The organism is Micromonospora sp. NPDC049004 (assembly GCF_040649315.1).
GTDB lineage: Bacteria > Actinomycetota > Actinomycetes > Mycobacteriales > Micromonosporaceae > Micromonospora.
On record NZ_JBEZFG010000003.1, the window covers coordinates 125,946 to 138,808 of the forward strand.

Annotated in this window: 11 protein-coding genes; 7 read left to right on the forward strand and 4 right to left on the reverse strand. The window is 73.2% G+C overall.

Going from position 1 to position 12,863, the window contains the following annotated elements; translation table 11 throughout:
• Window positions 1-58: 58 nt before the first annotated feature.
• The 4 genes from AB0B97_RS10135 (at window position 59) to AB0B97_RS10150 (ending at window position 3,603) form a co-directional block, all read left to right on the forward strand.
• Window positions 59-1,072 carry a YafY family protein gene (locus tag AB0B97_RS10135; protein WP_357492324.1) on the forward strand — a complete coding sequence of 338 codons (1,014 nt, stop codon included), beginning with the start codon at window positions 59-61 and terminating at the stop codon, window positions 1,070-1,072.
• The gene (locus AB0B97_RS10140) at window positions 1,069-2,037 is read left to right on the forward strand and encodes a sigma-70 family RNA polymerase sigma factor (RefSeq protein WP_357492326.1); all 969 of its coding nucleotides are present in this window, start codon (window positions 1,069-1,071) and stop codon (window positions 2,035-2,037) included. Before AB0B97_RS10135 ends, AB0B97_RS10140 begins: the two co-directional genes overlap by 4 nt.
• Before the next feature lie 114 nt (window positions 2,038-2,151).
• Entirely contained in the window at window positions 2,152-3,036 is an 885-nt protein-coding gene (locus AB0B97_RS10145) for an alpha/beta hydrolase (protein WP_357492328.1), read from the forward strand.
• A gap of 114 nt (window positions 3,037-3,150) precedes the next feature.
• Window positions 3,151-3,603 (forward strand): DUF5709 domain-containing protein, encoded by a 453-nt coding sequence (locus tag AB0B97_RS10150; protein WP_007461315.1) that lies wholly within the window; start codon window positions 3,151-3,153, stop codon window positions 3,601-3,603.
• A 65-nt stretch (window positions 3,604-3,668) separates the two neighbouring features.
• Here the strand turns inward: AB0B97_RS10150 and AB0B97_RS10155 are convergent, their stop codons facing one another.
• Window positions 3,669-5,252, reverse strand: a complete 1,584-nt coding sequence (locus AB0B97_RS10155; RefSeq protein WP_357492330.1) for a DHA2 family efflux MFS transporter permease subunit — start codon at window positions 5,250-5,252, stop codon at window positions 3,669-3,671.
• Between the two features lie 334 nt (window positions 5,253-5,586).
• Here AB0B97_RS10155 and AB0B97_RS10160 point away from each other — a divergent pair, with 334 nt between their 5' ends.
• On the forward strand, window positions 5,587-6,417 hold the full coding sequence (locus AB0B97_RS10160) for a helix-turn-helix transcriptional regulator (protein WP_357492332.1): 831 nt from the start codon (window positions 5,587-5,589) through the stop codon (window positions 6,415-6,417).
• Here the strand turns inward: AB0B97_RS10160 and AB0B97_RS10165 are convergent.
• The gene (locus AB0B97_RS10165; protein ID WP_357492334.1) at window positions 6,382-7,242 is read right to left on the reverse strand and encodes an AraC family transcriptional regulator; all 861 of its coding nucleotides are present in this window, start codon (window positions 7,240-7,242) and stop codon (window positions 6,382-6,384) included. The genes AB0B97_RS10160 and AB0B97_RS10165 overlap by 36 nt on opposite strands.
• Before the next feature lie 50 nt (window positions 7,243-7,292).
• Between AB0B97_RS10165 and AB0B97_RS10170 the strand changes: the two genes are divergently transcribed.
• Both AB0B97_RS10170 and AB0B97_RS10175 read left to right on the forward strand, forming a co-directional pair.
• The gene (locus tag AB0B97_RS10170) at window positions 7,293-7,715 is read left to right on the forward strand and encodes a DUF2000 domain-containing protein (RefSeq protein WP_357492336.1); all 423 of its coding nucleotides are present in this window, start codon (window positions 7,293-7,295) and stop codon (window positions 7,713-7,715) included.
• Window positions 7,716-7,810: 95 nt separating this feature from the next.
• Window positions 7,811-9,421: a ricin-type beta-trefoil lectin domain protein gene (locus tag AB0B97_RS10175; protein WP_357492338.1), complete on the forward strand. Its 1,611-nt coding sequence runs from the start codon at window positions 7,811-7,813 to the stop codon at window positions 9,419-9,421.
• A gap of 64 nt (window positions 9,422-9,485) precedes the next feature.
• On the opposite strand, the gene AB0B97_RS10180 is transcribed toward AB0B97_RS10175, so the two are convergent.
• Together AB0B97_RS10180 and AB0B97_RS10185 are read right to left on the reverse strand one after the other, a co-directional pair.
• Complete coding sequence (locus tag AB0B97_RS10180) at window positions 9,486-12,020, reverse strand: ABC transporter permease (protein ID WP_357492340.1); 2,535 nt, start codon at window positions 12,018-12,020, stop codon at window positions 9,486-9,488.
• Window positions 12,017-12,775, reverse strand: a complete 759-nt coding sequence (locus tag AB0B97_RS10185; protein ID WP_357492342.1) for an ABC transporter ATP-binding protein — start codon at window positions 12,773-12,775, stop codon at window positions 12,017-12,019. Before AB0B97_RS10185 ends, AB0B97_RS10180 begins: the two co-directional genes overlap by 4 nt.
• Window positions 12,776-12,863: the final 88 nt, after the last annotated feature.

Below are 12,863 nucleotides of genomic sequence, written 5' to 3' on the forward strand. Positions count from 1 at the left end.
AAACGCTAGGGCCGATATAGGTCAGGATCTGGCACACATCGCTGGCATGGTGGAGGCCGTGTCCGACACCCCCGCCCGACTGCTGGGCCTGCTGTCGCTGTTGCAGACGTCCCGGGAGTGGCCCGGCAGCGAACTGGCCGCCCGGCTCGGCGTCAGCCTGCGCACCATTCGCCGCGATGTCCAGCGGCTGCGCGACCTCGGCTACCCGGTGCAGGCGACGATGGGCGTGATCGGCGGCTACCGCCTGGTCGCGGGCAAGGCGATGCCACCACTGTTGCTCGACGACGAGGAGGCGGTGGCGATCGCGGTCGGTCTGCGGACCGCCGCCGGTCACGCGGTGGCCGGTATCGAGGAGGCCTCGGTACGGGCGCTGGCGAAGCTCGAACAGGTGCTGCCGTCCCGGCTGCGACAGCGCGTCAGGGCGCTGGGGGCGGCCACCGAACCGCTGCTCACCTGGGGTCCGCCGCCCGTCGACCCCGAACACCTGAACGCCCTGGCAGCCGCCGTCGACAGCCGCGCGCAACTGCGGTTCACCTACCGCCGTCGCGACGGCGTGGACGGCGTACGGCTCGTCGAGCCGTACAAGCTGGTGTCGGCGGGCCGGCGCTGGTATCTGGTGGGCTACGACAACGATCGCGCCGACTGGCGGATCTTCCGGGTGGACCGGATCACCGACCCGCGGCTCACCCGGACCCGGGTCGCCGCCCGTCGGCTGCCGGCCACCGACGCGGCGTCGTTCATGGCGGAGAAGCTGCTCGAGCTGACGCCCGTCCACCGGGCGGTGGTGACGCTGCACGCACCGGTAGAGCGGGTCGCCGGCCCGCTCGGCGGCGCCGGGGTCGACCTGGAGCCGATCGACGCCACCTCGTGCCGGTTGCGCAGCGACGCGGACACCCTGGAGTGGCTGGCCTGGCGCCTGCTGACCCTGGGTTGCGATATCGAGGTGCACGAGCCGCCGGAGTTGATCGCGTACCTGCGGCAGATCGGGGTCCGGGCCACCCGCGCCGCCGGCCCGCAGGCTGCGGAGACGGGCCGCCCCGGGGGCACGCCGGTCCGCCGTACGCTTGAATGAGCAGAAGCGTTCAGAACGGGCGGTTCGGAGAGGAACTGGACGTGACGCAGGGTGATGCGGAGCTGGTCGCGCTCGCGCAGGCGGGAGACCCGGCGGCGCTCGGTGCGCTGCTGACCCGTCACGAGGCCGGAATGCGGGCCGTGGCGCTGGGCATCCTGGGCTACGGGCCGGACGCCGAGGACGCGGTGCAGGACGCGATGGTGACGGCACTGCGGCGCATCGGCGAGGTCCGCAACCCGGCCGCCGTCGGCCCGTGGCTGCGCACGATCGTGCGCAACAACGCCCGGACGACCCGGCGCGGGCCGCGCACCCTCCCGGTCGCCGAGCCGGAGTGGTTCGCCCAGCCCGCTACCAGCCCCACCCCCGAGGAGGCCCTGGACTCCGGCGCGCTGCGCGACTGGGTGTGGCACGCCATCGGCGAGCTGTCCGAGCCGGACCGGCTGGTCACGCTGCTGCGGTACTTCAGCGACGCCTCCTCGTACGAGCAGATCGCGACCGTGTGCGGCGTGCCGGTCGGTACCGTCCGCAGCCGCCTCAGCCACGCCCGTCGGGCCCTCGCCGGCGGCCTGCGGACGGCGGCGACCACCGCGCACGCCGATGTCAGCGCGGCCGGCGACGCCCGCTGGCGTGAGGGCCGCGACATGATCGCCACGGCGATGCGGGGCGACTTCGACCGGGTCGTGCACGAGAGCTGGTGGCCGCACGCCGAGATGGTCGTGCCGGGTGGGCCCCGCGGCGGCCGTGACCTGGCGATCCGCGGCATGACCACCGATCTGGAAGCCGGGGTACGCCAGCGGCTGCGCAACGTGGTCGCCAGCGGCGACGTGCTGATCTGGGAGACCGACCTGATCAGCCCGCCGGACGACCCGGAGCACTGCCCACCCGGCGCGCTGTGGTTGCAGCAACTGCACCGGGGCCGGGTCCGCCGGATCACCCTCTTTCACCCCGTCCCGGCGCTGGTCTGACAGAACGTTCGCCGACCGAGCGAACTTTCTCCTCGACCCGTGCATCTGGTCCGTGTCAGTCACCAGCCGCGCGGCGGGCACACGCCGCGCGGGTCACGGATCGGGAGATGATTCATGGGTTCCACAGGCCACGACGTCGACGCCCTCGCACCGGGCACGCACACCTTCACCGTTGACGGCGTCCGGCAGGTCTACCACGTCGCCGGCAGCGGCCCGGTGTGTGTGGCGCACTCCGGCGGCCCCGGGATCGAGTGGGCCTACCTGCGGACGCCGGGCCTCGAGGAGCACTTCACGATGGTGTACGTCGAGCCGGTCGGCACCGGCGCGTCGGGTCGGCTCGACACCGTCGACGACTATCGCCTCGTCACGTATGTCCGGTTCCTCGACGCCGTCATCGCGCACCTCGGCGAGCCCCGGGTGTACCTCCTCGGCCACTCGTACGGCGGATTCGTCATCCAGCGGTACGCCCTGGACCACCCGGACCGGGTCGCCGGCCTCGCCCTGTACGACACCTCACCCGTCACCGGCGCCGACTTCTGGGCCGAGGCGATGGCCAACCTCGCCGCGTACCCGCAGCGGCACCCGGACCGCCCGGAGGCGGCGGAGATCCCGGCCGCCTTCGCGCAGATCGGGGCCGCCACCGACGACGAGTCCCTGGGAAGCGCCCTGCGCGCCGCCCTTCCGGTGTACTTCGCGGACTTCTGGGGTCGGCAGGCCGAGTTCGTCCCGTTCCAGGCGGCCGTGCGGATCTCGGCGGCGCCGGCCGGCGCGCAGGACCCCACGCCCTTCGACGTGCGCGACCGGCTCGCTGAGATCACCGTGCCGGCCGTGGTGATCGTCGGCGCGTACGACTTCATCTGCGGCCCCCGGTACGCCGAGGAGCTGCACGCGGGCCTCAAGGACTCGCGCCTGGTCGTGCTGGAACGCAGCGGGCACTTCGCGCACGTCGAGCAGCCGACGGAGTTCACCGACGCCGTGGCGGAGTTGCTGAAGCGCTGACCTCGCGCCGCGCCCCGAGGTCCGTTCGTCACAGCGGGCAGGCCCCGGGGGGCGGCGGCGTTGGACGGTCATAGGCTTGGCACTTCGCTGCGCCGTGACGAAGGAGATACCGCCGTGAGCCAGACGGATTCCGTCGACGAGTGGAACGTGGCCGAGGACGACGGGGTGCTGGACGCCTCCGACACCCTGGACGACGACCGTGTCGGCGACCCCCTCGACACCGGCATCGTCGCCGCGGACCACTGGACGGCGGCGAACCGGTTCGGCACCACCCCCGCCGAGGAGCGGGCGGGCGAGTCGTTGGATCAGTACCTCGCCCAGGAGGAGCCGGACGTCGACCCGTACGCCGAGGGCGGCGACGACGAGGACGAGCTGACCCGCCGGGGGTACGAGACCGAGGCGCGCGCGGGCCGTCTCGTCGAGTACGACGAGGGCGTCCGCGAGGACGACGAGGCCGAGTCGGTGGCGTGGGACGCCGGGATCGACGCGGGTGCCGCCAGTGCCGAGGAGGCGGCGGTCCACGTAATCGAGGACCCCGACGGGCCGGGCGACGGTCCGCTGCGCTGATCGACACACCGCCGCGCTCGACACCACGATGGGTGCCGAGCGCGGCGGGTGGTCGAGCGCGTCGGTCAGTGGATGACGACCGGCGCCTTGGCCAGCTCGGCCTGCTCGTCGCCGAGCGGCTGCGCGGGCGTGCGCCGGCGCGGCAGCAGGGCGGCCGGGATGAACGTGGCCAGCACCAGCGCGAACGCCACCCAGAACGTGTGGGCGAACGACCGCGCGGCGAAGTCGAGACCACGTTCGATGATCGACGGATCCACCGGCATCTGCTGGAGCAGCTCCGGCCGCTGCTGGGCGGCGATGGCCAGCCCGGCCTCGGTGATCGGCTTGCCGCTCGGGTCCACCGCGCCGGGGATCGGCCGGGAGCCGTTCAGCTCGTTGGTGAGGATCACCGACATCACCGCGGCGCCGACCGAACCGCCGATCTGCTGGAGGATGTTGACGAGCGTCGAGCCGCGCGCCACCTCCTGTGCCTGCAACGTCCGCAGCGCCGAGGTCATGATCGGCATCATCGTGCCGCCCATGCCCAGGCCCATCACGAACAACGACCCACCGAGCAGCCAGTACGAGGTCTGCGCGTCGACCTGGGTGAAGCCGAAGAAACCGGCGACGATCAACGCCAGCGCGAACGGGACGGTGCGCCCGATGGGCACCCGGTCGGCGAGCGTGCCGGCGATCGGCATGGTGATCATGGCGCCGAGGCCCTGGGGCGCCATCAGCAGGCCGGCGGCCAGCGTCGACTCGCCGCGCACCTGCAGGAAGTAGCTCGGGAACAGCAGGCCGGCGCCCATGAACGCGATGATGAACACGAACAGCGTCACCGAGGCGATGGTCAGGTTGCGGTTGCGGAACAGCCGCAGGTCGAGCAGCGGGTGCCGGGGCTTGAACGAGTAGAGCACGAACGCCACCACCAGCGCGCCGCCGACCAGCATCGGGGCCCACACCTTGGTCGCGGAGAAGGTGCCCGCCTCCGGCAGCGACGAGACGCCGTAGAGGAAGAGCGCGAGGCCCGGGGAGAGCATCAGCATGCCGAGGAAGTCGAAGGACTCCGACGGCTCGGGGGCGTCCTTCGGGAGCGCCAGCTGCGCGTAGATGAGGGCGACGACACCGATCGGCAGGTTGATCAGGAAGATCCAGTGCCAGCTCGCCGTGTCGATCAGCCAGCCGCCGAGGATCGGGCCGCCGATCGGGCCGAGGAGCATCGGGATGCCGAGGACCGCCATCAGCCGGCCGATCCGGTGCGGCCCGGCCGCGCGCGTCATGATCGTCATGCCGAGCGGCATGAGCATGCCGCCGCCGAGGCCCTGAAGGACGCGGTAGCCGATCAGTTGGCCGATCGAGTCGGCGGTGGCGCAGAGGCCGGACCCGATCGTGAACAGGGCGAGCGCCACCATGTAGAGGCGCTTGGTGCCGAACCGGTCGGCCGCCCATCCGCTGAGGGGGATCACCGTGGCCAGGGCGAGCGTGTAGCCCGTCATCGTCCAGGCCACCCGGGCGTAGGACGCGTCGAACTCGGTCTGGAACGTGGGCAGCGCGACGCTGACCACCGTCACGTCGAGGATCGACATGATCGCGCCAAGGACGACGACGCCCGCCACCTTGAGCACCGCGGCGTCGAGTTTGTCCGATGTCGCGACGGATTGCTGTGTCACTGACTCTCCTGAGGTCGGTTGATCCGGCGGAAGGTGGGCGGTGGCGGCGTATGCCACGCCGACCAGGCGCGGGACGCGACGTGCCGGGGCGACGACGCGCGGAGGCAGACTATCCGGGGACTGTGACGGATTGCGGCCGGATTTCGTGACGACCACGTGGCGGAACCGATCGGCCGCCCGATTGGAACCGGTAGTCGGGGTGTCGATCAGCCGGCGGACCGACCCGGCACGGGAACGTCCGCGGAACAGCGCGGCCGGCCCCGGCTGTTGCACCCGACGTGCCGGTGCACCGCCGGCCCACACCGATCCACCCCGGGTGGCAGAAGGAGATGCCGTGGACCGCGCCCAGCTCGCCAGCTTCCTGCGCACCAGACGTGCGGCGCTGCAACCCGAGGACGTGGGTCTGCCCCGGGGTCAGCGCCGACGCACCGGTGGCCTGCGGCGCGAGGAGGTCGCCGCGTTGAGCGGTATGTCCACCGACTACTACAGCCGACTGGAGCAGCAGCGCGGGCCGCACCCCTCCGAGCAGATGCTGGCCGCCCTCGCCCGCGGTCTGCGGCTGTCGCTCGCCGAACGGGACCACCTGTTCCGACTCGCCGGTCACGCCGTTCCGCACCGCGCCGTCCGGGCCGACCACGTCAACCCCGGGATGATGCGCATCCTCGACCGGATGCACGACACTCCCGCCCAGGTGGTGAACCACCTCGGTGAGACGCTGGCGCAGACCGCGCCGGCCATCGCCCTGCTCGGCGACGAGACCCGGTACACCGGGCTGGCGCGCAGCGCGCACCACCGCTGGTTCACCGAACCGGCGGCGCGACGGCTGCACCCCAGCGAGGACCACGAGACGCAGAGCCGACTGTTCGTGGCGCACCTGCACGCGTCGTACACCCGCGACGGCCGGGGCTCGCGGGCGGCGACGCTCGTCGACGACCTGCTGGCTCGCAGCCCGGAGTTCGCCCGCCTGTGGCGGGAGCACCCGGTGCCCGGCGCCCCCTGCCCGACGAAGCGTCTCCGGCACCCCGAGGTGGGCCCGCTGGAGCTGCACTGTCAGACGCTCGTGGATCCCGACGGGTCCCAGACGCTGCTGGTCTTCACCGCCGCGCCCGGGTCGGAGAGCGACGAGAAGCTACGCCTGGTGTCCGTCACCGGCGAGCTCGTCTGATCGCGGCCGGCTCGCCAGGAGCACGCGCGGGGCCGCGTAGCGGGACGGGCTGACGCCCAGGTGCCGCCGGAAGTGGCGCGTCAGGTGCGCCTGGTCGAAGAACCCGGCCGCGACGGCGACCTCGGCGGGGCGCTGCCCCGCGAGGAGCAGACGACGGGCCAGTTCGACACGACGACCGGTCAGGTACGAGTGCGGCGGCAGCCCGTGCGTGTGGGTGAACGTCCGGACCAGGTGCGTCGGGTGGGCGTGCAGCAGCTCGGCGGCCTGGCGCAGCGTGAGGCCCTCGACGGTCCGGGCGTCCAGCAGCTCGCGTAGTCGTACGGCGAGGCCGGGCGCGGCCGGCGGGTCGCCGGCCGGGGAGCGCGGGCGCAGCCGCTGGCGCAGCCGTTCCAGGATGAGCGCGAGCCGGCTGTCGGCCTCGAACTCGTCCCCCGGCGCGGCGAGCACCCGGTGCAGGTGGTGGATGCGGTCCCGTAGGCGCGGATCGGCCAGGTCCGGCCGGTCGACCGCCGGACCGACGAGCGCGGCGTCGAGCGCCGTGGTGTCGAGGTACAGGACCCGTTTGCGAAAGCCGTTCGGCGTGGCGGCCCGGCCGTCGTGCGGCACGTACGGCGGCAGCAGCGTGACCGACGTGCGCAGCGCGCCGTGGCGGTGCCGGTCCAGGTCGAAGCGGACCGCGCCGTCGTCGACGATCAGCAGCGTCCACACGTCGTGGGTGTGCAGGGGGTACGCGTGATCCGGGAAGTGGGCGTGGAACACCTCGGCGACCCCGGCGACAGCGGGTCGCCACGCGCTGACCTGTGCGCCGGTCGGTCGGGTGACCACGCTAAGAACGTACAAGAACGGCCGGGCGCCGGGCGGGCAGGCTCGACGGCATGACCGAACCGATCCGTTTCCCCACCAAGATCGCCGTGCTGCTCCGCAACGACCTGGCGGGCTGGCAGCGGCTGAACGTCACCGCCTTCCTGGTCAGTGGTGTCGCGAGCACCGAGCCGGAGTTGCTCGGTGAGGAGTACCGCGACGCGGACGGCACCTCGTACCTGCCGATGTTCCGTCAGCCGGTGCTGGTCTTCGCCGGTGACCGGGCCACCCTCACCGCCGCGCACTCGCGGGCGCTCACCCGCGGGCTGCGCCTGGCGATCTTCACGTCCGAGCTGTTCGCCACCGGCAACGACCGGGACAACCGGGCGGCGGTGCAGGCGGTCGGCCGGGAAGAGCTGGACCTGGTGGGGCTGGCCCTGCACGCGCCGCGCGCCGTGGTCGACAAGGTCCTCAAGGGCGCGGCCATGCATCCGTGAGCGCACCGTCGCGGCGAAGACATTGATATCAATGGGTACGACTGTAATGATTAACACACTTTACAGTTGTCTTCGCCGCCCGGAAGGACCCCGACATGGCGCGACGATTGGCCGGGCTCGCGCCCCGCCACCCCCGTACCAGGTTCGCCGCCGCGCTCGCCGCGGCCCTGCTCGCCGTGCCGACCGGGCTGTTCGTCGGCGCCTCCCCCGCGACGGCCGCCACCACGGGCGCCATCACGGGTTACGGCGGCAAGTGCGTCGACGTGGCCGCAGCGAACCCGGCCAACTCCACAGCCGTGCAGCTCTACACGTGCAACGGCTCCACCGCACAGCAGTGGACGGTGGCCGACGACGGCACGATCAGAGCCCTGGGCAAGTGCCTCGACATCGCCGCCGCCAGCACCACCAACGGCGCCCGGGTGCAGATCTACGACTGCAACGGCACCGGCGCGCAGCAGTGGTCGTCCAGCGCCGGACAGGTGGTCAACCCGACCTCGGGCAAGTGCCTCGACGCGACCGGCCCCAGTTCGGCCGACGGCACGCCGTTGCAGATCTGGAGCTGCACCGGCAGCGCCAACCAGCTCTGGACCCTGCCCAGCGGTGGCACCACTGGACCGCCGTCGAGCGGCTTCACCCACCCCGGGGTGCTGGTCAGCCGCGGCCAGCTCGACTTCGTCCGGGGGCGGGTGCAGGCGGGCGCGCAGCCGTGGGCGGCGGCGTACAACCAGATGATGAGCAGCCGGTACGCCTCGCTCTCGCGCACCCCGGCGCCCCGCGCCGTCGTCGAGTGCGGCTCCTACTCCAACCCGAACAACGGCTGCACCGACGAGCGCGAGGACGCCATCGCGGCGTACACCGACGCGCTCGCCTGGTACCTCACCGGTGACTCCCGGTACGCGCAGAAGGCGATCCAGATCATGGACGCCTGGTCGGCGACGATCACCTCGCACACCGGCAGCAACGGACCCCTGCAGACCGGCTGGGCGGCCTCGACCTGGCCCCGCGCCGCCGAGATCATCAAGTACACCTACGGGAGCTGGCCCAACGCCAACCGGTTCGCCACCATGCTGCGCACCGTCTACCTGCCGGTCGTCCGCAACGGGTCGAACAGCAACGGCAACTGGGAACTGACGATGATGGAGGCCGCCGTCGGCATCGCCGTCTTCCTGGAGGACCGCACCGCCTACGACGCGGCGGTCACCCGCTTCCTCAACCGCGCCCGCGCCTTCATCTACCTGCCCAGCGACGGCGCGCTGCCGTACACCGTGCCCGGCAGCGGCCTGGACACCAGCAGCGAGATCATCGGCTACTGGCAGGGCCAGTCCACCTTCGTCGCCGGCCTCGCGCAGGAGACCTGCCGGGACTTCGTCCACACCGGGTACGGGATCTCCGCCATCTCGCACGTCGCGGAGACCTCGCGCATCCAGGGCCGCGACCTGTACCCGCAGGTCGGTGAGCGGCTGCGGCAGGCGCTCGGCCTGCACTCGCGCTACCAACTCGGCGAGGCGGCACCCTCCTGGCTCTGCGGCGGCACCCTCACCCGGGGCCTCGGCCCCGTCACCGAGGTCGGCTTCAACGCGCTGAGCAACCGGCTGGGCAATGTCATGACCAACACGCAGACCCTCACGCTGCAACAGCGACCCGCCGGCACCAACAACCTCTTCGTCGCCTGGGAGACGCTGACCCACGCGAGCAACCCCAACTGACCGCGCCGCGACGGGCCGGCGCCGAGACCCTCTCGACGCCGGCCCGCCCCGCACCTGGGCGCGCTCAGCCCTCGACGCCCAGCGCCACCACCGGGCTGACCCGCGACGCCCGCCGCGCCGGCAGCACGCCGGCCAGCGCGGTCAGCCCGACCAGCGCCGCGAAGAGCCCGACCAGCGACAGCACCGGCAGCGACAGCGGCGCGTTGAGCCCGAGCGCCCGCACCGCCAACCAGGCGTACGGGACGCCGAGCAGCAGACCGAAGCTCGCCCCGATCACCCCGTAGAGACCGGACTCGACGGTCAGCATCGTGCGCAGCCCCGCCCGGGACAGGCCGACGGCGCGCAGCAGCCCGGATTCGCGGACCCGCTCGACGACCGACAGCGCGGTCGTGGAGCCCACGCCGACCACAGCGATCAGCACGGTCAGGCTGACCAGGCCGGCAGTGATCCAGACCAGGGCGTTCAGCACCGCGTCGTTGCGGTCCCGCTCGTCGGCGAGCACCCCGATGCCCAGGCCGGCGCCGTTCCCGATCGCCTGCCGCAGCGCCCGTACCCCGGCGGTACGACCGTCCTCACCCGCCCGCGCCGCGTCGGCCAGCAGACCGGTGTACGCCGTCGGCCCGCCGATCCGGTCCAGGTCGGCACGGTCGACGACGATGCCCGCGTACAGGGGGCCACGGTCGGGCAGGACCGCCGACACCCGTACGTCGACAGTCCGCCCTTCGCGGGCCAGTGTGACGGTGTCACCGGCCCGCAGCCCGGCGTCGCGGGCGACCCAGTCACCGAGCACGACCCGGCCGGGTCCCCGGTCGGCGAGGGTGCCCTGCGCCACGTCCAGGGCCGCGGTGGTCGGCAGCGCCGACATGTCGAGGTCGGTCGTCGAGTACCCGGACTCGCCGTCGCCGAGCCGATCGGCGCCCCGCATCAGCGCGACGTCGTGGACCATCCGGTACGGCACCACCCGGGTCAGCGCGCCGCTCGCCGCCCGCGCCCTCGTCACCACGGCGACCGGCAGGGTGGCACCCTCACCGGAGGACACCTCGAAGTCGGCCGGCGCGGACAGCGCCATGTCCCGATCGGCGACGACCCGCATCGACGCTCCGCCGATGACCACCCCGGAGATCAGGGTCACGCCGAGCGCGACCACGACGGAGACGGCGGCGGCCCGCCGGGGCGTGCCACCGATCCCGCCGACCGCCAGCCGCCCCAGCGGCCCGACCTGGCGCAGCGGCCAACCCGCCACGGCCAGCACCGGGCGCACCAGCAGCGGCCCGAGGGCGACCAGGGCGAAGAACGCCAGCGCTCCCGAGGTGACCAGCAGCAACAGCGGCGTGCTCGGGTCGTAGGACTCCTGGCCCGGCGTCGGCAACCGCCGCACCGCGACGACGCCGGCCAGCAGCGCGCCGAGGACCAGCAGCCCGCCGGACACCAGACGCGGCGCTGAAATGCCGCGCCGCCCGGCGGTCACGCTCGCCGCCCGCAGCGCCTCCAGGGGCGAGACCCGGGCGGCGGAGAACGCCGGCGCCAGGACCGCCACCACGGTGAGGACCACCGCGCCGAGCACCACGGCGACCGCCGCCCCCGGCGACAGGCCGGGCGACGAGACCGCCATGCCCGAGGCGCGCAGGACCACGGGGAGGACCTGCCCGGCGGCGAGGGCGCCGACGACCCCCACGACACCCGCTACCAGCCCGGTCAGGGCGCCCTCGGCGGTCAGCGCGACCACCAGTCCGCTGCGGCCCGCGCCCACCGCCCGCAGCAGCGCGAGATGCTGCATCCGCTGGGCGAAGACGATGCGGAACGTCGAGGTGACCACCAGCGCCGCGGCGACCACAGCGACCGCGACGAACATTCCGACAAGCGCGAACAGTCTCCCCACCTGCTCGGCCGCCGCGTCGGCCTCGGCGTCACGCACCTCGGCGCCGGAGCGCACCGGCTGATCGGCCGGGACCACCGCTGTCACCCGGTCACGAACCGCCTGCGCCGTGCCGGCAGTCGCACGCAGGTCGATCCGCTCCACGGTGCTCAGGTGACCCCAGGCGACGACCGCGTCGTCCGGGGCGTACGCGTTGTAGCCGTCGTCGTCGGGGGTGTCGACCAGGCCGGTGACGGTGAGCGGGGCGCCGGTGGTGAGGTCACCGCCCGTGCCGGTGGTCACGGTCCCGACCGCCAACCCCAGCCGCTCGACCGTACGGCGGGTCACCGCGATCTCGCCGGGCCGGTCCGGGTAGCTGCCCTGGACCAGGCGGACCGTGGCCAGCGGGCCGGCGCCCGGGTCGCTGCGCAGGTTGAGGTAGCCCCCGGCGAGGGAGACACCGAGCGTCGTCCGGCCCACCGCCTCGGTGACACCCGCCACGGCGCGGACGGCACGCAGCGCCGCCACGGTGGGCGGGGGTTGCTGCGGGTCGCCGATGACCAGGTCGGTGGCGGCCGGCGTGCCACTGAGGTTGTCCCGCGCGGTCCGTTCGGTGATGTCCTGCGCCAGGACGGTGCCGAAGACGACGAACGACGCGACGAGGATCGCCAGGCCGGTCAGGATCAGTCGCCCCGGGCGTCGGGCCGCGGCGCTCACCTGGGTACGCAGCACCGTGGCCCTCACGCGGGAACCGCCAGCTCGCGCAGCGCGTCGGTGACCGAGCCCTGGTCCGGTTCGTCGATCTCGCCGGCGACCCGGCCGTCGGCGAGCAGCACCACCCGGTCGGCGTACGCGGCCGCGATCGGATCGTGGGTGACCATGACGACCGTCTGCCCCAGGTCGCGTACCGAGTCGCGCAGGATGCCCAGGACCTCCGCCCCGGAGCGGGAGTCGAGGTTGCCGGTCGGCTCGTCGGCGAAGACGACCTCGGGCCGCGACACCAGGGCCCGGGCCAGCGCCACCCGCTGCTGCTGGCCGCCGGAGAGTTCGCTGGGCCGGTGCCCGAGCCGCTGCCCGAGGCCCAGCACGTCGACGAGGCGCGCGAGCAGGTCACGGTCGGGTTCGCGACCGGCGAGGTCCAGCGGCAGGGTGATGTTCTGCGCGGCGGTCAGCTGCGGCAGCAGGTTGAACGACTGGAAGACGAAGCCGATCCGGTCGCGGCGCGCGCGGGTCAGCGTGCGGTCGGACTGACCGGTCAACTCCGTGCCGCCGAGCAGGACCCGGCCGGACGTGGCCGTGTCCAGGCCGGCGAGGCAGTGCATCAGCGTCGACTTGCCCGACCCGGACGAGCCCATGATCGCGGTGAACTCGGCCCGGCCGAAGCCGACCGAGACGCCGTCCAGGGCGCGGACCGCGGTGTCGCCGCTGCCGTACACCTTGACCAGGTCGACCGCGGCGACGGCGGCCTGCCCGGTCGGCGGCGGGGCGTGGGTTGTCATGGGTTCCTCCAGGGGCTGCGATGTGACAGGGGAAGCCTCGCCCGCGCCGGGTGGGAGCCGCATCGGCCCGCGGTCGGGGAACGCCCGC